At 35.4% G+C, this 22597-nt stretch carries 25 protein-coding genes and 2 pseudogenes; 7 read left to right on the forward strand and 20 right to left on the reverse strand.

The annotated features are described in order from the left end of the window. Nucleotides 1–27 precede the first annotated feature (27 nt). The 3 genes from NSQ69_RS21380 to NSQ69_RS21390 form a co-directional block, all read right to left on the reverse strand. On the reverse strand, nucleotides 28–2349 hold the full coding sequence (locus NSQ69_RS21380; protein ID WP_063226531.1) for a DNA internalization-related competence protein ComEC/Rec2: 2322 nt from the start codon (nucleotides 2347–2349) through the stop codon (nucleotides 28–30). Nucleotides 2350–2363: 14 nt separating this feature from the next. Beyond that, nucleotides 2364–2921, reverse strand: a complete 558-nt coding sequence (locus tag NSQ69_RS21385; protein ID WP_002088698.1) for a ComE operon protein 2 — start codon at nucleotides 2919–2921, stop codon at nucleotides 2364–2366. A gap of 63 nt (nucleotides 2922–2984) precedes the next feature. Further along, nucleotides 2985–3584: a helix-hairpin-helix domain-containing protein gene (locus NSQ69_RS21390; protein ID WP_002015211.1), complete on the reverse strand. Its 600-nt coding sequence runs from the start codon at nucleotides 3582–3584 to the stop codon at nucleotides 2985–2987. 77 nt (nucleotides 3585–3661) lie between these two features. Here NSQ69_RS21390 and comER point away from each other — a divergent pair, with 77 nt between their 5' ends. Continuing rightward, the gene (gene comER, locus NSQ69_RS21395; RefSeq protein ID WP_002129160.1) at nucleotides 3662–4489 is read left to right on the forward strand and encodes a late competence protein ComER; all 828 of its coding nucleotides are present in this window, start codon (nucleotides 3662–3664) and stop codon (nucleotides 4487–4489) included. Between the two features lie 172 nt (nucleotides 4490–4661). Here the strand turns inward: comER and NSQ69_RS21400 are convergent, their stop codons facing one another. The 8 genes from NSQ69_RS21400 to NSQ69_RS21435 form a co-directional block, all read right to left on the reverse strand. Next, on the reverse strand, nucleotides 4662–5411 hold the full coding sequence (locus tag NSQ69_RS21400; protein WP_002088700.1) for a class I SAM-dependent DNA methyltransferase: 750 nt from the start codon (nucleotides 5409–5411) through the stop codon (nucleotides 4662–4664). After that, nucleotides 5408–5764 carry a ribosome silencing factor gene (gene rsfS / locus NSQ69_RS21405; protein ID WP_000653209.1) on the reverse strand — a complete coding sequence of 119 codons (357 nt, stop codon included), beginning with the start codon at nucleotides 5762–5764 and terminating at the stop codon, nucleotides 5408–5410. The genes NSQ69_RS21400 and rsfS overlap by 4 nt, the downstream gene beginning before the upstream one ends. Continuing rightward, a complete protein-coding gene (gene yqeK / locus NSQ69_RS21410; protein ID WP_002129163.1) occupies nucleotides 5761–6330 on the reverse strand; it encodes a bis(5'-nucleosyl)-tetraphosphatase (symmetrical) YqeK in 570 nt (189 codons plus the stop codon). Before yqeK ends, rsfS begins: the two co-directional genes overlap by 4 nt. Then, nucleotides 6320–6889 (reverse strand): nicotinate-nucleotide adenylyltransferase, encoded by a 570-nt coding sequence (locus tag NSQ69_RS21415; protein WP_002015218.1) that lies wholly within the window; start codon nucleotides 6887–6889, stop codon nucleotides 6320–6322. The genes yqeK and NSQ69_RS21415 overlap by 11 nt, the downstream gene beginning before the upstream one ends. A gap of 135 nt (nucleotides 6890–7024) precedes the next feature. After that, on the reverse strand, nucleotides 7025–7318 hold the full coding sequence (gene yhbY / locus NSQ69_RS21420) for a ribosome assembly RNA-binding protein YhbY (protein ID WP_002015220.1): 294 nt from the start codon (nucleotides 7316–7318) through the stop codon (nucleotides 7025–7027). A 4-nt stretch (nucleotides 7319–7322) separates the two neighbouring features. Next, complete coding sequence (gene aroE / locus NSQ69_RS21425) at nucleotides 7323–8153, reverse strand: shikimate dehydrogenase (RefSeq protein ID WP_341099651.1); 831 nt, start codon at nucleotides 8151–8153, stop codon at nucleotides 7323–7325. Between the two features lie 15 nt (nucleotides 8154–8168). Continuing rightward, on the reverse strand, nucleotides 8169–9275 hold the full coding sequence (gene yqeH, locus NSQ69_RS21430; protein ID WP_002167651.1) for a ribosome biogenesis GTPase YqeH: 1107 nt from the start codon (nucleotides 9273–9275) through the stop codon (nucleotides 8169–8171). 3 nt (nucleotides 9276–9278) lie between these two features. After that, nucleotides 9279–9791, reverse strand: coding sequence for a YqeG family HAD IIIA-type phosphatase (locus NSQ69_RS21435; RefSeq protein ID WP_002015225.1), 513 nt, complete (start codon nucleotides 9789–9791; stop codon nucleotides 9279–9281). Between the two features lie 246 nt (nucleotides 9792–10037). On the opposite strand from NSQ69_RS21435, the gene NSQ69_RS21440 reads away from it, so the two are divergent. Then, nucleotides 10038–10193, forward strand: a complete 156-nt coding sequence (locus tag NSQ69_RS21440; protein WP_002015226.1) for a sporulation histidine kinase inhibitor Sda — start codon at nucleotides 10038–10040, stop codon at nucleotides 10191–10193. A gap of 152 nt (nucleotides 10194–10345) precedes the next feature. On the opposite strand, the gene NSQ69_RS21445 is transcribed toward NSQ69_RS21440, so the two are convergent. From NSQ69_RS21445 to NSQ69_RS21455, 3 genes are all read right to left on the reverse strand, one after another. Beyond that, entirely contained in the window at nucleotides 10346–11134 is a 789-nt protein-coding gene (locus NSQ69_RS21445; protein WP_002167650.1) for a phosphatidylserine decarboxylase, read from the reverse strand. A gap of 291 nt (nucleotides 11135–11425) precedes the next feature. Then, nucleotides 11426–12139: an RNA polymerase sporulation sigma factor SigK gene (sigK, locus tag NSQ69_RS21450; protein ID WP_000051382.1), complete on the reverse strand. Its 714-nt coding sequence runs from the start codon at nucleotides 12137–12139 to the stop codon at nucleotides 11426–11428. A gap of 183 nt (nucleotides 12140–12322) precedes the next feature. Continuing rightward, nucleotides 12323–13819, reverse strand: a complete 1497-nt coding sequence (locus NSQ69_RS21455) for a YcdB/YcdC domain-containing protein (protein WP_063226534.1) — start codon at nucleotides 13817–13819, stop codon at nucleotides 12323–12325. Between the two features lie 304 nt (nucleotides 13820–14123). Between NSQ69_RS21455 and NSQ69_RS21460 the strand changes: the two genes are divergently transcribed. Next, nucleotides 14124–14774 carry a GTP pyrophosphokinase gene (locus NSQ69_RS21460; protein WP_002015229.1) on the forward strand — a complete coding sequence of 217 codons (651 nt, stop codon included), beginning with the start codon at nucleotides 14124–14126 and terminating at the stop codon, nucleotides 14772–14774. 75 nt (nucleotides 14775–14849) lie between these two features. Here the strand turns inward: NSQ69_RS21460 and NSQ69_RS21465 are convergent, their stop codons facing one another. Together NSQ69_RS21465 and NSQ69_RS21470 are read right to left on the reverse strand one after the other, a co-directional pair. Beyond that, on the reverse strand, nucleotides 14850–15314 hold the full coding sequence (locus tag NSQ69_RS21465; RefSeq protein WP_002129170.1) for a hypothetical protein: 465 nt from the start codon (nucleotides 15312–15314) through the stop codon (nucleotides 14850–14852). A gap of 54 nt (nucleotides 15315–15368) precedes the next feature. Further along, entirely contained in the window at nucleotides 15369–16754 is a 1386-nt protein-coding gene (locus NSQ69_RS21470) for an alkaline phosphatase (RefSeq protein ID WP_002129171.1), read from the reverse strand. A gap of 269 nt (nucleotides 16755–17023) precedes the next feature. Here NSQ69_RS21470 and NSQ69_RS21475 point away from each other — a divergent pair, with 269 nt between their 5' ends. After that, complete coding sequence (locus tag NSQ69_RS21475) at nucleotides 17024–17863, forward strand: GNAT family N-acetyltransferase (protein ID WP_002129172.1); 840 nt, start codon at nucleotides 17024–17026, stop codon at nucleotides 17861–17863. A 15-nt stretch (nucleotides 17864–17878) separates the two neighbouring features. Next, complete coding sequence (locus NSQ69_RS21480; protein ID WP_002129173.1) at nucleotides 17879–18763, forward strand: alpha/beta fold hydrolase; 885 nt, start codon at nucleotides 17879–17881, stop codon at nucleotides 18761–18763. A 36-nt stretch (nucleotides 18764–18799) separates the two neighbouring features. On the opposite strand, the gene NSQ69_RS21485 is transcribed toward NSQ69_RS21480, so the two are convergent. The 3 genes and pseudogenes from NSQ69_RS21485 to NSQ69_RS21495 form a co-directional block, all read right to left on the reverse strand. Continuing rightward, on the reverse strand, nucleotides 18800–19300 hold the full coding sequence (locus NSQ69_RS21485; protein WP_002015237.1) for a DoxX family protein: 501 nt from the start codon (nucleotides 19298–19300) through the stop codon (nucleotides 18800–18802). 324 nt (nucleotides 19301–19624) lie between these two features. Beyond that, a pseudogene (locus tag NSQ69_RS21490) lies at nucleotides 19625–19909 on the reverse strand (delta-aminolevulinic acid dehydratase); the annotation flags it as partial. Beyond that, entirely contained in the window at nucleotides 19910–20485 is a 576-nt protein-coding gene (locus tag NSQ69_RS21495; RefSeq protein ID WP_002129176.1) for a histidine phosphatase family protein, read from the reverse strand. A 169-nt stretch (nucleotides 20486–20654) separates the two neighbouring features. Here NSQ69_RS21495 and NSQ69_RS21500 point away from each other — a divergent pair. Then, a pseudogene (locus NSQ69_RS21500) lies at nucleotides 20655–20982 on the forward strand (phosphoglycerate mutase). Between the two features lie 72 nt (nucleotides 20983–21054). Beyond that, nucleotides 21055–21177 (forward strand): DUF4023 domain-containing protein, encoded by a 123-nt coding sequence (locus NSQ69_RS21505; RefSeq protein WP_341099652.1) that lies wholly within the window; start codon nucleotides 21055–21057, stop codon nucleotides 21175–21177. 43 nt (nucleotides 21178–21220) lie between these two features. Here the strand turns inward: NSQ69_RS21505 and NSQ69_RS21510 are convergent, their stop codons facing one another. Further along, nucleotides 21221–22459: a TolB family protein gene (locus tag NSQ69_RS21510; RefSeq protein ID WP_341099653.1), complete on the reverse strand. Its 1239-nt coding sequence runs from the start codon at nucleotides 22457–22459 to the stop codon at nucleotides 21221–21223. Nucleotides 22460–22597: the final 138 nt, after the last annotated feature.

Below are 22597 nucleotides of genomic sequence, written 5' to 3' on the forward strand. Positions count from 1 at the left end.
TGCCGCTTAACGGCAGTCTTCTTTTTTTCATCTTCTATGTGTTTCATCATATGTGATTTTACTTTGAAAGGTTCCTTTTTCTCCATTAAAAACATAGGAAATAGCACCTTGCTTATCCGTACGCCATATATCAATACCCATCTTCTTAAAACGCTCTATAACTTCCTTATGCGGGTGCCCATACCTATTACGCTCCCCCACAGAAATAATCGCTACAGCAGGCTGTACAAGGCTTAAAAATGGATCTGTAGACGATGTTTTACTCCCATGGTGGGCAACTTTTAAAATATTAGCCCGCAAATCAGGATATGTTGATACTATAAACTTTTCTCCTTCTTCTTCTAGATCACCCGTAAATAGCCATGTTAGTCCCCCTAGTCTGGCCCATAGTACAATCGAAGAGTCATTTTCTCCCTTTTCTTTCCCCTTTGGAGCTAATACGAAAAATTCCGCTTCATTTACCCTCCAACCTTCCCCTTCTCCTACTACACTTATCTTCATGCTCTTTTCTAACGCCTTTTTCTTCACCACTTTTTCCAATACAGCATCTTGTTCCTTTCTCCCAAATACAACTTCTTTTACAATAATAGATGACAGCAAATCCAGCGCAGCACCTATATGATCCGCATCTCCGTGCGTTACAATTAATTTATCAATCGTTTTTATACCTTCTTTTTGTAAAAAAGGAACAAGAATATCATGCCCAACAGAAAATTCATGCTTTTTCTGTTGCCACGCTTCCTTCTTGACAGGAAGGGCTCCTCCTGTATCAATAAGATAAACCTCTTTATCGTATGGAAGACGAATTAATATCGCATCTCCCTGTCCAACATCAAGAAATGTAACACTCCCACTTTCGCGAAAATATGGATATACATAATGACAAGTACTAATAAAAAGAAACACACCCACAACTATGCACAAATTTTTTTTCGTTATTACCCTTTCCCAAATCACAAATATACTAACGATACTAAAACAATATATAGCCACAAGAAATAAAGGAGTTTGACCAAAAGTAAGTCGGATGAAAGGGAAACTTTCACAGTAACTTAGAAAATCATTAGAAATGGTTAAACATAGTGAAAGTACATATGCAATTCCTTTTGCGAAAAATGGAATAACCGGCATACATATAAGAATAATGATGCTACACGGCAATACAATAATGGATAGAAAAGGAACATATATAAGATTGAGGAAAATGCTATAAGGAGAAAAATAACCAAAATGATATAACAAGATGGGGGTACTAGCGAGCTGTGAAATTATAGAAATGTAAATAGAATTTCGAACTATCCCATTACTACGCCCTAATAATATCGGCGCAGATAGTAGTAAAGAAAAACTACCTACAAATGAGAATTGAAATCCAATGTTGAAAATAAGATACGGATCGTATATAAGCATACATATAGCTGTTATACTTAAGGCGTCTAGACTAGATAAGCGAACAGAGCACATGAAAGCTACCAATAATAAAACTCCTGTTATAGAAGCCCTCACAACAGATGGCGACGCCCCAGCTATGATCATATACAGAGGAATGCAAACTATAAGGCATACTGTTGCTGTCTCTTTCGTCACACCACTTCTTAGCAAAACAAAATACATTATAACCATTAATAGTACGATATGCGATCCTGAAATTGCTAACAAATGTATAAGACCAAATTGTTGATATTGCTCTTCTACTTCAAACGTCATTTGTTGTCGATCTCCAAATAATAATGCGTTCATAAATGCACCTGATTGTTCCGGGAACATTTCTGTAACTTTCGAGATTGTTTGTTGCCTGAGAAGGAAAATCCATTGCACGAGTGACAACGATGTTTTGTGACATTCAGAAATGTATGTCACATCAAATATAAAATGTATTTTTTGCTGATATAAATAATTACGATAATCAAAAACATGAAAATTCCGGGCAGTTTGTGGTTCTTTCACCTCCCCTTTAAATGTACACGATATACCTACATGTAATTGTTGCAACTGCTTCTTTTCCGAAGCAGATTGTATTTTATAATTTAACTGCACTAAGTTTTTATTCTGATCTTCAATTTGAAAAGAGAGACGATCCCCATTAATTAGAGGTGTATTTTGCACGACCCCTCGTGTAACTTCATAGGACTCCCCTAGCGGCTTATTTAGACTCTGAACATACGTGGTGTACATAACGCCACTAAAACACGCTATTATACAAAATATGAAGGTTTTACGCGAAGTACGATATAAACAAAATAAAACATAACAAACGAAACAACAAGCAGCCAACAAATGCGATGCGGAAAAGGTAATTGCAATCCCAATTATAAACGAGATTGCAACATAGCCCCATTGCCCATTCAACTCATACTCACTCCTTATAGCATCATTTTCGCTTTAGTGAATACACGCTGTAATTCTTCCATTGATAAATTATCTTTTTCTAAAGCTGCGAATAATTCCTTTAGCTGTAAATGACGCTCTTGTTCCTCTAGCGATGTAATATCGTATTCTAGCGGAACGTGCTTTACTGTTACACTCGCTTGTTCAAATAACTCTACGGCATACGGATGATTTTTATAGTCCTGTGCATAATAAACCGCTGTAACACCACTTTGAATAATCGCCTTACAGCACTGCAAACAAGGAAAATGTGTGACATAAATTTCCGCTTCCTCTGTTTTTGCACCAAATTTCGCACATTGCAATAAAGCATTCATTTCAGCATGAATTGTACGAACGCAATGATTATCAATGACATAGCAACCATCGTCTATACAATGCACACCACCTTTAATTGAACCGTTATATCCACCAGCAATAATTCGTTTATCACGAACGATTGTCGCTCCTACCGCAAGCCTTGTACATGTACTACGTAAAGATAGTAGATGGCTTTGCGTCATAAAATATTGATCCCATGAAATTCGTTCCATATTTTTCACCTTCTTTTTTGTCTACTTGTAGTGTAGCGAAAAAAGAAAAACTTCGTCAATCTTTTATGGAATAATAATTTGATCTTTTATTTTCTCTAAAGACTTCGCACCAATCCCATCAATTTCTAATAAATCTTCTATTTTCTGAAACAGACCATGTTCTTCTCGATATTTCAAAATACTTTCCGCTTTCCGAGAACCAATGCCTGTTATTTTTTCAAGTTGCTCTTTAGAAGCTGTATTTATTTGCACTTTACCCTCGCTTTTTGAAAAAGTAGCCCCTTCTTGCACTGGCTCATTCTTGTTAGGAACATAAAGAAGCATTTGGTCTTGGACCATTTGCGCCAAATTCACTTTCTTCACATCTGCATCCGGCAACAAACCACCAGCTTTTTCAACCGCCTCCTTCACCCGGTCCCCTTCCTTCATTTCATACACACCCTCTTTAAAAACCGCCCCTTTCACATCAATTATAATTATTTTTTTCTGCTCCTTTGCATCCAATACTTTCGGTTTACTTTTTTTCTCCACATCTTTCACTTGAACTTCCGTTGTAACGAGCGATCGCTCTGTTTGCTGATTCGTTTTCCAGAAAAAAAGAAAAATCAAAGTGCCAATAATAACCACTAATCCCAACCATTTTTTCGGAAAATCCCACATCATTTTACACCTCTAATCATAAATTTATAACATCATTCATATTGTTTAGGAGAAAGCTGTTACGAAGGAGGGATGAAACATTGAACATAGGAATTATAGGGACAGGGAACATGGGGAGTATACTAATCGATGCATTTTTAGAAACCCGTGCTGTCAAACCTTCGTGCCTTACTATTATTAATCGGACGCCTGCCAAAGCATATCATATAAAAGAAAAATACCCTTCTGTTCATATAGCCAAAACAATCCAAGAGGTAATCGAACAATCCCAGCTTATTTTCATTTGCGTAAAACCGATAGATATATACCCTATTCTACAAAAATACGCTGACCATTTTTCAGACGAAGATTGCTTAGTTTCTATCACAAGCCCCATATCTCCATCACAATTAGAAACACTTATACCTTGCCACGTCGCTCGTATCATTCCAAGCATCACAAACCGCGCCTTATCCGGCGCATCACTATTTACATTTGGAAATAACTGCTCTGAAGAATGGCAACAAAAACTACTTCGTCTATTCAAAAACATTTCTACTCCCCTTGTTATAGAAGAAGATATAACGCGCGTTTCATCTGATATAGCAAGCTGCGGCCCTGCTTTTTTTAGTTATTTATTACAATGTTTCATTAACGCTGCTGTAGATAAAACAAATATTACACATGAAGAAGCCACTACTTTAGTAAGTGAAATGGTCATTGGAATGGGGAAATTACTTGAAAAAGAAATTTTTACATTACCTACTTTACAAGAAAAGGTATGCGTTAAAGGCGGTGTTACAGGAGAAGGTATTCGTATTTTAGAAGAGCACGTTGGGGATATGTTTCATAAATTAATCGAACGGACACATGAGAAATTTGATGAAGATTTAAAATGCGTTGAGCAGCAATTCAATAAACACACATAATAAATACGCCATCGTAATCCCAAACCCTTTTTATTAATACTTATCTTTTTCATACTACATTTTCACTAAAACTAGCATTTTTACACTTTACACATATCATCTTTTTATTTTTCTAGAACTAAAACTACATCTTTTCTATAAAAGAAAAGCAACCTTATCGGTTGCTTTTCTTTTATCCATTCTTCTTCGCCATAAAAAAGATGCGCTCTGTTTGTTCTGTCACTTCAATTCGTTCAAAGTCACCTGTGACGCGAAGCACTGTAAACCCAGCTTCTTCAAGCCATTTTGTTAACACTTCAACTGAATACGCACGTTGCACGTGACATTCGTCAAAACGATGATACACATCTTCTTCTGAATCTTGTACAAAGAATGTCAAATCATGTTCCACACTATCTGATTCTTCTCCAGGGAAGCAGTTCCAAATAAGTGATATTTCTTCGCCGTTCACTGTATATGTTTCATTTTGAAATACGTGATGTATTTTATATAAAGAGTGTACATCGAATAAAAACAAGCCATCCTGACGTAAATGGTGGAAAACTCTTCTAAATGTTTCTTGCACTCCATCTTCTTGCAATACATAATTTAATGAGTCACAAAAGATTGTCACACAATCAAATTCACCAGGAACATCGAGTTCTCTCATGTCTTGTTGGTAAAAAGGAATAAAATAGCCTTCTCCCCCCAATTTTTGCTGCGCGACAGTTAACATTTCTTCCGAAAGATCTACACCAATTAAGTCATAACCTTTTCGCACAAGCGGAAGTGTTACGTTACCAGTTCCACATGCTACGTCAAGGATTCTTGCCTCTTTCATAGATGCCTGTTGTAAACTTTCCTCTGTGAATTCCACCCATTTATCATAAGGGACATCATTCATCAGTTCGTCATACAGCAAAGCAAATTGTTCGTATTTCATTGATCTAGCTCATCTGCAATATCTTCACGCGGCACATCGCCCCATAGACGCTCTAAATTATAGTGATTACGCTCATCTTTATGGAATACATGAGCAACCACATCACCAAGGTCTACTAAAACCCAACGCGCTTCATCAAAGCCTTCCATACGTTGTACGTTAATTTCGAACTCATGTGCCTTCGCTTTAATTTCACGTGCAATTGCTTGTACTTGCTTGTCTGAATTTCCGTGACAAATAATAAAATAGTCTGCAATCGGTGAAATACCTTGCATATTTAGTACAACCATATCTTCTGCTCTCTTATCATCAGCTGCTTTTGCCGCTAATACTAATAACTCTTTATCTTTCATTTATTAATTTCCTCCTTGATAACTTCATTGTATGTTTGGAATGTTAATGGATAAATCGTTTGATCTTTTTCCATTAAAAATTGAATTGTTCGCTTTAAAGCAAACAGTAAAGCTTGATTTATATCTTTATATGCGAGTTTCCTCGCTTCTTCCACACCAGGAAACTTACGTCCTGGTTCAATGTAATCTGCTACATAAATAACTTTATCTAACATTGTCATTTTTTCATGACCACTTGTATGATATGTAATAGCTTGTAGAATTTCAGGATCAGTAATGCCTACTTCTTTTTCTACTAAGTATGCCCCAACAGGTGCATGCCATAACTCTTTGTTATAGTGCAGTAGATCCTTTGGCAAAGCTTCTCCCTTAATAATCTCTTCCATTTCTGGAATCGCTCTACATTTTGCATAATCGTGAAATATAGCAGCCGTCTCTGCCTTTTTCTCATCTACACCATATAATCGGGCAAGTTCAATCGCTGTTTCCATTACACCAACCGTGTGTATATAACGTTTTTCATGCATTTGTTGTTTGACAATACTAAGTGCTTCCTCACGATTCATACAACCCATTCCTCTCGATATATACCTGTACTTTTTCGGGGAGTAAATATTTGCACGTTTTCTTCGTCATATATCTCTCACGTAACAGAGAAGAAGAAACTGCAAACTCCGGAATTTCCACTTTTACGATATCATAAGGCGTATGTAATGTATAACCTGGTCTTGCAACTCCAACGAAAGTCACAAGCTTAAGTAACTTTTCAATGTTATACCACTTCGGCAAATACTCAACCATGTCTCCGCCAATAATAAAGTGAAACTGCACATCCGGATACTTCTCCGTTAATTGTACCATAGTATCGTACGTATAAGATGGGCCTTCTCTGTCTAGCTCTTCTAAACAAATTGAAAAGTATGCTTCTTCCTCAATCGCTATTTGCAGCATATTTAATCGACTTTTCACACTCGTAATGTTACGTCCTTGCTTGTGCGGTGGAACTTGATTCGGCAAAAACCATACCTCTTCCAACCCTAAAGCATGATACACTTCATTTGCAATTAACAAATGCCCATTATGAGGTGGATCAAACGTGCCACCAATAATGCCAATTTTTCTCAAAAGAAACGCTCCTTCCTTTTACATACAGCAACTCTCCCCATACAAATTCGAAGAGAGCCCACTGTTAATAAAAGTTCAATTGGTTTCGCTTTCTACATATCAAGCGTCCATTACGAAATAACTCACGTATATCTTTTATCGAGGAAGCTTAATCTGCTTATTTTCTCTTGATTCTTTGTATAAAACAATTGTGCTTCCGATTACTTGAACGATTTCAGCTCGTGCACCTTGTGCAAGCTCTTCTGCAACTTCACTACGATCAAATTCACAGTTTTGTAATACGCTCACTTTAAATAGTTCACGAACTTCTAATGCTTCTCCAATTTGTTTCACCATATTTTCATTCACGCCACCTTTTCCAACTTGAAAAATCGGTGTTAAATGATGTGCCTTTGCACGTAAAAATCTTTTTTGTTTTCCTGTTAACATATAATTAGCCTCCAAGCTCTCTCATTACTAATTGTTTCATTCTATCAATATTCGGCACACACCCTGTCCACATTTCAAACGCAAGTGCACCTTGATAAACGAACATATCGATTCCATTTTGAATTATTGCACCTTGTTCTTTCGCATCGCCTAAAATTTTCGTCTCAAATGGATTATAAATAATATCAGAAACAATCGTTCCTTGTTTCAATGAACGAATTTCCAGCGGCGTATACTCAACATGTGGATGCATACCTATCGTTGTTGTTTGGATGATAATATCATATTCCCCTTGATTTTCTGCTGCACATTCTAACGATAGAGCATGCGAATTAACATTTGCCATGCACCCAGAGATAAGGTTTTTCGCCTTATCTCTCGTACGATTAGCAATATCAATTTCTTTCACACCTACATCGGCAAGCGAGAAGTAAATAGCTCGGCTAGCACCACCTGCACCGATTAATAAAATACGTTTCTCTTGAAGTGGATCTTCACTAATTGACTGCAGGGCACGAACAAAACCAATTCCATCTGTATTATACCCAATCAATTTTCCATCTCGATGAACTACTGTATTTACCGCACCGATTTGCCTTGCTAACGGGGCAATCTCATCCAAGTACTCCATAATTGCAACTTTGTGCGGAGTCGTTACATTAAATCCTGAAATACCTAATGCTTTCAAACCTTTTACTGCTTCCCCTAGCGCTTCTTCTACAAGAAACGCATGGTAATGGGCATCCATATTCAAGTGTTCAAATGCATCGTTATGCATAACGGGTGATAATGAATGTCCAATTGGATTTCCGATTACACCATATAATTGTTTCATAAATCCCTCTCCATATTAAATTAAAGATTTACGTAATGAAACACTTACTCCTTTTGGTACATGAGCAACAATTTTCGCTCCTGATTCATTTACAGTAACCCAGCCCAATCCAGAGAATACAACATCCGTTTTCGGCTCACGAATATTAAATTCATATTTCACAAACTTAGGCATATTTTCTAATTCTTCTGGTGTCGGTGGATTCAATAATTCTCCAGCGTGTTTTTCGTGCAATTCATCAGCCTTTTCAAGCTTTGTACGATGGATTGTTAAACGGTTTGAGAAATGACAAGTGAATGCACGACGGCCCCCACTTACATAATCAAATCGTGCTAATCCACCAAAGAATAATGTTTGTTCTTCATTTAATTGGAATACCATCGGCTTAACTTCTGTAGTCGGTGTAATAAGCTTTAAGCTTTGTTTCCCAACATAATGCGCCATTTGATGATGATTAATAATACCTGGTGTATCGTATAAAGATGACGTTTCGTCTAATGGGATATCAATTAAATCAAGCGTTGTTCCTGGGAAATGTGATGTTGTAATTACATTCTCAGTCTCATCACTAAACTCTTTAATCATACGATTAATAAATGTTGATTTACCAACATTCGTACATCCAACAACATAAACATCTTTACCCTCGCGGTAATGCTCAATTGCATCAGCAAGTTCAGCGATTCCTTGTCCTTTAGCTGCACTAATTAAAAAGACATCTTCTGGTTTTAAACCAAGTTGCTTTGCACTATAGCGCATCCAATGTTTTACTTTATCATGCTTAACTGACTTTGGAATTAAGTCAGCCTTATTCCCTACAAGTAATACTTTATTGTTCCCTACAAAACGATGTAAGCCCGGTAACCAGCTACCATTGAAATCGAAAATATCTACGATTTTAACCACTAGTGCGTCTGATTGTCCAATTCCGTTCAAAATACGAAGGAAATCATCATCTGTTAAAGATACATCTTGAATTTCGTTATAATGTTTCAAACGAAAACAACGTTGGCAAATTACTTGTTCTTTTTCTAAAGATGATACAGGAGCGTATCCTACTTCATTTTTATTTTCTGTTTGAATTTCTACACCGCAACCAATACATTTAATTGTTTCAGTCAAACTTTATTCCTCCCAGTTAATTAAGCCTTTTTTCTTCATGTTTCTCATAATTCTTCGTTCAATTTTCCGATTAAATCGTGTCACCAATCCGTCCGTTTGCGCTACCGGTACAACTAAAATTGTATGAAGTCCCACACGATTTCCGCCGAGCACATCCGTTAGTAACTGATCTCCAATTACTACAACTTCATCTGGCTGCAGGTGCATCTCATGTATCGCACGCTTAAATGCGCGAACAAACGGTTTGCGCGCACTATGAATAAACGGAATACCTAATGGGTCAGCGAAGTCTTTAACGCGTTGCTCGTTGTTATTTGAAACGACCGTTACTTGAATATCATTTTCTTTCATTTTCAAAAACCACTCTTCAAGCTGTGGCGTTGCGTTTGGACGATCCCATTCAATTAAAGTGTTATCTAAATCAGTAATAACTCCTTTAATTCCACGTTTTTTCAAATCTTCTGGTTGAATATGATATATATTTTTCACATATTCATTTGGTAAAAATAACTTCAATTTCTTTCACCTCTTTGAGGATTTTTCATAAAATTTTTCGACAACATTTTTCGATAGATAACCTGTGGATAAACTTGTACACACTTTCCACGTTAATTTTTCAGTCAATTTGGAATTTACTAACAATCCATCCACATTTTATCCACTGAGTTATGTGGATAACCTCTTGTTTGTGACTGTCATATTTTTTTGGTACATTAAATGCAACAACGAATCAATCCTTATATTATTAGGAGGTGACTCACCTTGAAAACAAAACATATGGAACAGTTATCTACTGATTTACTCACTGAGTCTTATTATAAAGCAAAAGAACTAAAATTAAATCCCGACTTCATTTTACTTATAAAACAAGAAATTATTAGACGCTCGTTAGAGGACAAGCTCGTCAAATCTTCTTGAGTACATATAGATTGCTGATTGACCTGTAAAAAGAGCCATCCTGCGATGGCTCTCGAATAAACAAGTACTCCCATCTAGGGGATTTCTTCATTAAGCATCTTTGTCCACATTTCTTAATTAGAGCTTCATAAGTATATTATAAAACCTTTTCTTTACTTATGAGATACTCGGGTTGCAATTTTTTCACCAAGACGCAGCTCTTGCCCACTTGTCAATTCCTGCACTGCTTTAATCATATCTTTTTCAAATAATAAAACAACTGTTGAGCCAAATGTAAAGTATGCCATCTCTTCACCTTTTTGAACAGTACTTCTTTCATGAAGGAGCTCGATACTATTAACAAACATAGCACCTACTTTTACAAGTGCCATATGTTCGCCGTCACTATTTACTTCTGTAACAGAGCGATAATTTTTTGACAATGGTTCTTTCCCATACTCCATACCCACTGCATTTACCGGATATGATTTTCTACCGAGTACAAATCTTTCAGTCACAGAGCCAGAAAGCGGGCTATGAATGCGATGATAATGACTTGGACTCAAATAAATCACCATATATGTACCGCCTGCATATCGCTTTGCACGCTCTTCATTACCTAGCATATCCACAATTGAATAACGCTTTCCTTTTATATCGAATGTTTTTGTATCCTCAATAGGACCTTGATCAGCAAAAACACCATCAACAGGACTAACGATACTCGATGCATCAGTATCAATACTACGCTTTCCTTCTTTTAGCCTACGTGTAAATAAATCATGCAATGTTCCATATTCCTTCAAACCCTTTTCCATCTCATCTTGATTAATTTGAAAAACTTTCACATACGATGGAATAATGATAGAGCTCAAACGAGATTGTGCAAATTTACGTAATATATAAGAAGTAAAACGACCATTTGTAAGTTCGATCATAAGTCGATATAATGTCCGTCGCAAATTACGAAACCTCCTAATCAGCCTATAACTTTAGTTTCCCCTTCTTTTCTCTCTATATCATATGTAACATTGGTTCTTATTCCCACATATAGAATGGAGCCGTCTCGTTATACACGAAGAAAAACTAAGTATAATTTTTATTCTTAAATTGTTTAGCACCTTCTAATATTACAGATAGAACCCGCCATTTTCAACAGTGAACATGTATTTCTTCTTAGAACAGCTCGTTTTCTTTCCGTTTTCCCGAAAGAAAAGCAGCCACTTTTAAAGTGTAGCTGCTTACAATACACATTATTCTTTTGCTTTTTTCTCTTTCTCAGCCCGCACAAATTCATGGAACATTTTCATTAAAGCACGCTTTTCAATTCGCGATACGTAGCTTCTTGAAATACCGAGTGCCTTCGCAATCTCCCTCTGTGTTTTCTCTTTATCAAGCCCAAGTCCAAAACGCTTCACAATTACTTCTTTCTCTCGTTCGTCCAAAATATCGATATACTCTTTAATTTTTTCTAACTCCATACTAAGCTGAATCATATCAATTACATCTTCAGATTCTGATTTTAATATATCAATAAGTGATATTTCATTACCCTCTTTATCTTGCCCAATCGGATCATGAAGTGAAACGTCTTTTTTCGTTTTCTTTAGCACACGTAAATGCATCAAAATTTCATTTTCGATACAGCGTGCTGCATATGTTGCAAGCTTAGTTCCTTTCCCTGCTGAATAGCTTTCAATCGCTTTAATAAGCCCAATGGTACCAATTGAAATTAAATCTTCTGCATCTTCACCAGTGTTTTCGAATTTCTTAACAATATGAGCTACAAGCCGTAAATTATGTTCAATTAAAAGATTTCTCGCTTGAGCATCACCTTGCTCCATTAACTCTAAGTACTTTCTCTCATCATCTGATGATAACGGCTGCGGGAACGCATTGTTCTTCACATAAGAAACAAATACAAACACTTCTCGAACCATATATCCAATTGCGGCGAATAGACTCAAACCTTTCACCTCCGCCAAAATAGTGGTCTTTACTATGTGTATGTGGGCATGAGGTTGTTTGTGTCTGTACGATGTAAATATGGAACTCTTAACTTAATGGCATTCTTAAATCACTCAACGCTAATCATTAAATTTTTCTATAAACATAGTAAAAGCCAATCGAAACGTATCGATTGGCTTTTACTAATATTCACTCCAAATTTTCTCTCCAGTCTGCGCATCTATGTAACGAATTTCCCGACTACAATCGACGGATTCTTTATGATTTTCACTCCTCGTTTGTTTATACAGCAGTTTATATTTCATTTCCTCTGCATCATGATCTATACACCATTCTAATTTTACTCGAATGACCTCTTTATATATTTCTAACGCTTTTTCTTTTGTTACTTTTGGTGCTGTTTCATGTGCAAGTAACTCTTCTATTATATTGCTAGGTTTTCCCGAGTAGTGCATCACAGCACCATTTTCTGTATTAATGTTGACCATGAATTCCCTATACTCTACCGGAATTTCATTCACATATACTGAAAAGACAAATCTTTCAATCCCTTCATCTTCGTCACGTTCATCCCAAAGGCGAAGATATTGTGTAACATCTGGAATAACATGTTCTAAAAATTGAAGTGCTTTTTGTAAACATTCCTCTCTAGACAGTATTTGTTTTACTTCTTTATCGTCTGCCAGTTTTATAAAACCAATTAATTCATTGGTTGATTTATCAATCGTAATGCCAACTAAATTATTATATTTTAACATCGGTAAATGCTTTTTAAAGAATTCATTCATTAAATATGGATTCTTTTCTTCTTTCTGTTTTTGTAATTCCTCTTTCGAAACAAATTTCATCCTTATTCCATCTTCATTTTCTGTCTCAGCCACTTTTGTAAAACTTTCTTTATCCCAGTCAAATAAATCGAATATATCATCTTGTTGACTACCTTTTTTCGGTTTTTCAACAGCTACAGTTGGAGGCAATTTATAATGATCTGGGTCAAACAAATCTTTACCTGTACTTGCATCAATAAACGCATGACTAGGTTCTGGTTCATATACAAGATGATAGCCTTTTACTTCCTCACCATTTTCATATTTACATGAAGAATGTGTTAAATCCACAAATACAAGTCTCATATCTTGTCTAGCTCTCAAAGTTTCTAAAACGACGTTCTCCTCAACAATTTCAATTGGCCATAACGGTTTTTTCTCTATAGCTTTTTGTCCATTGTAATGAAAATGCACAACATTACCTGAAGGATGAATTCGCACAACACATCCTGTATTCGGCAATGGATATCCATTCACTTCCTGCATATAATTTATTTCTTTCCAACCACGCCAGTCATCCTTAACTGACACATACGTATAAAATTCTAATCCTTCTTCCACATGTTTTTTTATAAATACATTTGCAATCTCTCTTGCCTTATTCTCCTCTATCGCTTCTTTATCACTCGAAAAATAATTTTCATCATCTATCCTGAATTCAAATAAATTACCAGTATGCCTATTTAATGAAATTTGTATCTGTTTCTCCTCATCCTCTTTATGCCCCCACCATAATAAATGATGAGGATCATCCACTCCTTCTTGATCATCTACAACAAGCCTATATTCATCTGGAATTTCAATAATATGAGCCACTTTCTCTTTTCTTTCTTTATCTTTTGGATTCATCATACCCTCTCCTTTATTACAATTTAAGGTAATTATAACAAACAAAACCAAAAACCATTAGCAAAAAGACAAAAAGCTGAAACAATTAGTTCATACGAATTTCACATGAATCTATTACTATAGGAATTGTACATAGTGAAATTACTAACAATGACGTTTATTCATATATAATTTCATTTGAAAGGGGTTGAAAAGATGAAAACTAAATATCGCTTTATGATCTCATCATTTGCTGCTTGCGCCTACATGATTTGGTGTTTAGTATAATAACAACTTCACTTGTAAATAAGAAAAGGTGTGTATATAAATGGAATATAACCAATCAACAGTTAACTACTGGAAAGCTTTTGTATTACCTTATACATTCGCTTTAGAAGAGTTAAAAACTAAATTTGAAATTATGAACCGGGAAGCTCAATTTTTAGAAGACTACAACCCGTTTGAACATATAAAAACAAGACTTAAACAACCCGAAAGTATCATTAGGAAGCTTGAGCGTAAAAACTTATCACCAACAGTTGAAAATGCTCAAACACAATTACAAGATATTATTGGCATCCGTATTACATGTTGCTTTGTAGAAGATATTTATCATTTAAAAGAAGTTATTGAAAATCGTGGAGATATGGAAATTGTAGAAGTAAAAGATTATATTGCTAATCCAAAAGGAAATGGCTATAAAAGTTTGCATATGATTATTAAATATCCATTGTCACTAAATTCTGGTACGAAAGATGTCTTTGCAGAAATTCAATTACGTACACTTGCCATGGACTTTTGGGCAAGTTTAGAACATAAGCTTTACTACAAATATGAAGGAAATATACCTGACTATTTGAAAGATGAACTACATGACGCTGCTATGAAAGCTGAAGACCTCGATAATAAGATGGCAACAATCCGTCAAGATATTGATGACATTGAAGCATGTTCAAATCAAATTTTATTACCACTTTAAAAGGTTCTCTCCTATGAGAACCTTTTTATCCCGCTATTTGCGGGCAGTAAGACTCCCACTGATTAAAGTTTCACTTTATTTCTTCTCTATCGTACGAACCTCTTCAATCTTCCACCCTTCTTCTTCTTTTCCAAGTGCGTACTGCATTTTCTTCTGAAGAGTAACCCCTCCATCTACTTCTTTTTCCTCCGTTTCAACAATAACAAGCCCACCTTTAAGAGCTTTCATATTCATATGTTCTAACTCTATTTTCTTATTTCCCTTTTGAAATGCCGCTTCCTTTTGTGTTTTTAAGTCTTCAGCACTAGGCATCTTCTTTGAAAATAACTCCATATGTTCAGCAAGATTTTTTTCATTCGTTGTCCGTACAAATGCCTCAATAACATCTTGAATGGATTTCTCTTCTTCTTTCGTTATATGTACCTTTTCCTCAGTTTTCCCAGCAGATTTTTGTTCTATATTATTCTCTTGAGATTGACATCCAACTAGCAATAATACGAATACTAGAAGGAATCTTAATTTCCCTAAAAAAACGCTCATCTTTCCATCTCCTAAAAAGAAAAGTGAGGCATTTCGCCTCACTTTCATTTATAATTAGCGTCTTCCTTTATTCGGATCGCCGCCGCCAACGATGTCAAAGACACGTTTAGCTATATTTGTATTCTCTTGAACGCCAGAGAATAAGTATTTACCTGGTCCGAATGCATATACGTTCACATCTTCACCTGTATGTCCACCCGTTGTCCAACCTGTAACCGAACGCTTATTGAAGATATCTTCAATTGCATTATCAATCTTTGTTACATCTTTTGATGGAGCTATATCATTTACAGCTTTAATTTCTTCTGGTGTTAATTGTAGATCAATATACTTTTTCAATGTTTCTTCTACATTTGCACCTTTTACAATCTCATTTGCCATAAAGTCTGGCGTACGTTTCGCAGCTTTAATCGGATCTACTTTAAAGTTATACTCACCATTCGCACCTAAAGATAATCCGCCAGTAGCATGGTCTGCAGTTGCAACAACTAATGTGTTCTTATCTTTTTTCGCAAACTCAATTGCTGCTTTAAACGCTTTTTCGAAGTCTTCCATTTCACTCATTGCACCGACAATATCATTATCATGTCCAGCCCAATCAATTTGACTACCTTCGACCATTAAGAAGAAACCGTCTTTATTTTTGTTCAAGCGCTCAATCGCTGCATTTGTCATCTCTTCTAATGAAGGTGTTTTGTCAGTACGGTCAATCATTTTGTCTAAACCACCTGGTGCAAATAAGCCAAGAACTTGATCGCTTTTATCATTTAATAATTGATTACGATCTGTTACATAACTATAACCAGACTTCTTAAATTCTTCTGTAAGATTGCGGTCTTTTCTAACAAAGTTCTTTACGCCCCCGCCAAGCATAACATCTATTTTATGCTTACCTTTAATTTTTTCATCAAAGTAATCATTTGCAATTGCGTCCATATTTTTACGACTAATATCATGTGCACCGAATGCAGCTGGTGTTGCATGCGTAATTTCAGAAGTTGCAACGAGTCCCGTTGACTTCCCTTTTTCTTTCGCTTGCTCCAATACTGTTTTCACTTCAGCTTTATCATTATCTACTGCAATAGCTGCGTTATATGTTTTTATACCTGCTGACATCGCAGTAGCTGCCGATGCAGAGTCTGTAATATTTTCATGTTCATCTTCTGGATATGTTTTTTGTGTTCCTACAAGATGCTTATCAAATTCTGTAGATTCCATCTCAAATGTTTTTGGATTATCTTTCATATAACGATGAGCTGTCATATATGAAGGCCCCATACCGTCCCCAATTAATACAATGACATTTTTAATTTTTGCATTGTTTCCGTTCTCATCTGCATTAACCTCACTAGAACGCGTAAAATTCCATGTTGCTACCGAAGTAACTGCTAACGACGCCACAACTGCAAATGGCCATGCTTTTTTTACAAACTTTTTCACTGTCTTGTCCCCCTAATTAGGTTATTCATTTCCCACTATCAAATTTAATAGAAGACTGTTAAGAGAAAATGAGTTATATGTAAATTTTTTGTTAACTTATGTAAATTTAAGTTATAATTTGTATAAGTTTGTCTTTTCATATCAAGCATACTCCCCTTTACAAAGATAAATATAAACATGTTGGATTTCTTTTAATACGAACCTATTATTTTACATTTCTTAATATTATTCTTATTTTTTCTAATTTAAATAGAAATATGGTGAACTTTATGAAAACAGTAAAACTAGACGAATCTTCCATTCCAGCCTTACTCTCTCTTTGCGAATCAGTTGGGTGGTTACAGCATGCGAGTTTTATGAAAGAGCAATTCCATATGTACCTTTCCATTGGCACAATTTTTGGCTATGTACATGAGAATAAACTTATTGCAGCGGGCGGGGTCTTTTCGTTTGCCCCTGGATTTTCTTCTATCGGTATGTTAATCGTGCATCCTGATTTTCAAAGAAAAGGAATTGGCCGTATTTTGTTAAACAATAGCTTAAAAGTAACTTATCCATCGCTCCCTATTACACTCATTGCAACAAAAGCTGGTGAATCCTTATATGTATCTTATGGATTTCAATCAATAACAACAATTCATCGTTTCGAAAAACAAGCGGCTCATATAAGTACAAATTCTTTTCCCATAAAACAAATTCAGCAAGCCGATCTTCAATCTCTCATTTTTCTTGATCAAACTGCGACTGGTGCAGATCGTTCTAAGCTTTATTTATCACTACTATCGAGAGCAACTTACTCCTTTAAAATAGAGCGGGATAATCAAATAGATGCTTTTGCTTTATGCATACAAAAAGGAGATGTACTATGTATCACTCCACTTATTTCAAAAAAAGAAAAAGACGCTATTCAGTTATTAGAAATAATTTGCAACTCGTGGAATGGGACAATACGCATTGATGTTCCGCACTCACAATTCATTTTCCGTCAATTTCTTCAAACAGAAAATTTCCAGGAAACGCTCCTTTCACCTCTTATGATAAAGAATGGTAATCAACTTCCTGGAAATCGTAATATACTATTTGCTATGATAGATGCAGCGTTATGTTAGAAAGGGGACACCTAATTGAAGCGATTTAGCTATTTTATGGTAGGTTGTCTTACTCTTACACTATTAGTAGGATGTAGTGCAGCAGAAAAGCCAGTAGAACAAGTAAAACAAGTTAAAAATACAATTACAGCGAAACTAGCTACCGAGGAAAAAATGGTAGAGATAGATGGTCAAACGATTTACTTTAAAAAGATTGGTGATGAAAAACCACCTTTACTTATGATCCATGGATTTGGAGGATCATCCAATGGTTTTCAAAAGGTTTACTCAGATTTAGCAAAAGATCATACGATTATTTCTGTTGATGCTTTAGGATTCGGACGTTCCTCTAAACCGATGGATTTTTATTATTCTTTCCCAACTCATGCAAATTTGTATTATAAGTTAATGAAAAAATTAGGGTATGACTCATTCGCAATACTGGGACATTCTATGGGCGGAGAAATTTCTCTTAATTTAACATATTTATACCCCGAAGCGGTTACCCACCTTATTTTAACTGATGCTACAGGCGGCCCTCATACGTTCGTTAATAAACAAGGTTCACCAAAACCAAAGTTGTCGACTGATTTAAGTGCCGTTTCTTCTATTGCAGATTATGATGAGAGCAAAGTTAAATTCAAGCGTAATGATGAAGAGCATTATAATAAAATGAAATTATGGCCTAGGCGTCTTCAAATCAATGCAACTGAAATCAAGCAACCAACTTTAATTATATGGGGAAGAAATGATAGTAGCGTTTCTTGGAAAGAAGGAGAAACTTATCATCAATTCTTAAAAAATAGCACTTTCCATATTATTGAAAAAGGTTATCATGCTCCATTTCGTCAAGAGCCACAAGAGTTTGTAGGGTATGTAAAAGATTTCTTCGAGAAAAATCCTATAAGTGCTGAAAAATAAACGGGTATCTCCTTTTGAGATACCCGTTTTCATATATTAAGCAGCTTGCTTTTGGCGTTTTTGAATTTTTGATCCTAGTACTTTTGGAATAACTAAGCCATCAATTCCAAGTTTTCCAGCATTCATACCAGAAACAAGAACGAACATGGATAAGATAACCATTTCAGGGTTCACACCAATTGACCCACTAAACATATAGGAAAAGTTCATTACAAGACCGAAAAAGACCGCTGTTTTTGTTAAACAGCCTACAATTAAACCAATTCCGACTAAAATTTCTCCCCACGTCACAAGTGTATTAAATAAATCAACGTTTGGAATTGCAAAATCTTGTAAAAATGATGCCCACCAAGATTGAACAGCTGGTTGTGCTCCTTTAGATTTTTCAATTGCACCTTGTAAATAACCAGTTGCATCGAAGCCTTTCCCTTGTAGTTTACCGATTCCAGCCATTACCCATGTGTAACCAAGATACACTCGAATTATCGCTAATACAAAAGAAACTGCTTTGTTTTCTCTTAAAAATTGAATAATCATATCTTCCTCCTAAAGTTGTAATTAATTCAGTTACAGATAATATAATAACATTAGTTACTTACTTTTAAAACGTTAATCGTGAATAATTTGTGACATACATAAAAAACATTACATACTAACGTTTATATAGTAACTTTTATTACCTGTAAAAACTTGAACATATCATACCACATGTGATAATCATTTTCATTGAAGAAAATGTAAAAAAACTGTGAGTTAAATGTGAAACGCATTCATTCGAATATAGAATAAATCCGTTTCATATTGTTTATATACTCCAAATGTACATGTCTCCTCATCGGTTAATCTCGCTTCTCGAACAACTTATTCTAACGTTTTGTCATGGTTAATAAACCCGTAAAATAGGCGTATTGTAAACATAAGTGCTACATTTCCATCTACATAATCTATCAATCCAACATATGATTTTACACCACTATATAAAAAGGATTCTACTAGTTTCACCCCCCAAAACTTATACCAACCATTTACAATATGTGTAATATGCAATTTTGCATATTACTTAATTTCCGCTACGCTAAAGTATACTCTCGGCTCATTTAAGTCGTACACATCTTCTCCTAACTCTTCCATTACAAATTTCCTCTCCTATAAGTCCATTTCATATATACCCGTTTCTTTCAAAAAATCAGCTCTAGTTAAAGCGACTTTCTGTAAATATTGCCTATACGCTGTAATTGTTCCATCGTGTGCAACGATACAAATTTTTTCTGCTTTTAACTGATAGCACCAGTGCAGAAATTCATCTACTATTTGCTGAAATTCCATCTCCAAGATGATATTGACTCCCTCATTCCATAACAATTCATTTCTACTTTCTTCTAATGAAAAATGTGGAAATAAGTTTTGTATTATCTTTCGATCTAACAATTGATCGCACGGTAATGTTTTGGCGGATTCCCGATAAGGAAAAATTCGCGGGGATATATATGGGTGAACAATTTTTTGACAAGCAACTTCCGCACTCCATATTGTCGCAGTTTGTAAAGTTCGAAGTGTAGGACTAGCGATTAATATATCCTTTTCTTGTAATGGTACATCGCACTGAAGCAATTCAGCCTGCTTCTTTCCCACGCCCGTCAATGGCGGATTCACTGCTTGTAAACTTAATGGTAAATCTTTCGTATGTTCACCTTCACCATGCCGAACAAAAATAAGTTTCATTCTCCTCTTCCTCTCACTAGAAAATGGTCTCACATATTTCTTCCCTATTTTTTTCTTTACTCCTGCTATTTTAAAAAGTAGAATGTAAAAAGTGTTTGACATCAACGTTTGGAAAATATTACAATTATATATGTAAAATATTTTTTACAAGAAGAGGAGGATTACAAATATGAAATGGATTATCGTCTTTATGGGAATGATCATATGGGGATACATAAATGGCTTTTTTAATAGTGATAAAACTGCTAATCCTTGGATTACAGATGATGAGCGTGAAACAAAAAGCAATTATCGCAAGCTGGTCCGGTGTTTTCATATTTTGTATCATTAACCTCTTAAACAAATGGTTAGGTTTAGGAACGAGCGATACATCACCTTACTTACCATCTTCTGTCGCAACTATTTTAAAAGAAAATGTAGAGTTACAAGTTTTACTTATGTTATTCATTACGTATGGACTATTTTACTTATACTACCGAAGAAAACTAAGCGCTTAACTTTTATCTCATGATTATCCTCCTAAATGGTTATAGTAACTAGGACGCAATGAAAAAAGGAGAGATATAAAAATGAGTAACACAAATGACTTTTTAGATACATTACATGAAAAACAAGCAAAAGATGAACAAAATAGAAAGCGCCAAGGGAACGGAAACCCTGCGAAAAAAAAGCCAAATAAAACACATAAATAACATTGAAAAACCTACCTGGAAATTATATTTCAGGCAGGTTTTTTTACTCGTCTTTAACCGAAACGACATCTTCCCAATTCCATTTCTCATAATACCACTCTGGTACATCTATATTTTCAATCCATTTCTTTTCATGTTTTCCATCGTTATGAGCAAGCCATACATCAGCTTTCTTACGATTTGAACGGAGCCACATTAATTGGTTGCTTTTCTTACTAAAAATAGGGTTATAATCGCCTTGGCTATTGGATGGCTTTGTAATTTGATGTTGTTCATCTGTTGTACTATTTATTTCATATAAAGATGGTAGTGGCCTTTTTTCTAGAGGGACCGATAGCTCTGCTTCCTTTGCCCTTGAAACGATAATTACATTCTCGTTCTTCCATGTGAAATCCCAATCAACATAGCCTTTTGGAGTAAATGTATTTTGCTGGAGAGCCGGCAATTCTTTTATTTTTAAATGCTTATTCTCTAAAGCAACTCTCCCGCTTCCTTCAATATAGGCTAATATATTTTTTGATGGCGCCCATTTGAACCATTGTGTGTTTAATAACATTTCATCTACTGTTTCAAAACGACTGCCGTCTGATCGAATTAAGCAAAGGGTATTACTATCAGCTGACAAAGAAGCTGTTGGTACTGCCAAAAACGAAATCCATTTTTGATCTGGCGACCAATTAAATCCACTTCCAACTAATGCTAAAAAGTCATCATGCTCATTCGGTAGTGCAGATAAATGCTTCATCTTATGAGGATTCATATTTGCATCCTTTTGTATTTCATATAACTGAGCACCTGTCCATCCTGTTGGAAGCAAGTACGCTTCTGATGATACAAGAAACTTCTTACCATCAGGATACCATGCATAGTCACCTACACCATTAGCTATGTTTTCAAAATCTGCTTTCTTTTTTTCAGCATCAAATGTATTTAATGTGCGTGCAAATACAAATGCAATTATATTCTCTGTTGGTGACCATTGATAATTCGATACTTCTGATTGAGATGGTCTAACTTTCTTTCCATCTTTTAGCCGATACAGTTCAAAGTGATTTCGCTTCTTTCCTTTTGCATATGCAAGCCATTCTCCATTATGTGACCATTTCGGTCCTGTTATGTACTCTCCTTTTGTAATTTGTTTTTCTTTTTCACCGACTTTAATCCATAGATTATGATTACGAATAAAGGCAACTTTTACTCCATTGTTTTCTGCGCTAGTAATAGAACTTGAATAGAAAAAAAGGAACAAAACCACGATTCCACTTACTATAAACCTTTTCATATAGCACCCCCATTTCCCCCTCTAGCATTCCTCATATTCCGCTTACTATATGCAAATATTATCCATTCGACATAATTCCAAAAAATTTCCCAAGAAATTTTTAATTCAAAGAGGATTGGTATGAATTATGTCGAATGT

Source organism: Bacillus sp. FSL R10-2201 (genome assembly GCF_038008665.1).
GTDB lineage: Bacteria > Bacillota > Bacilli > Bacillales > Bacillaceae_G > Bacillus_A > Bacillus_A mycoides.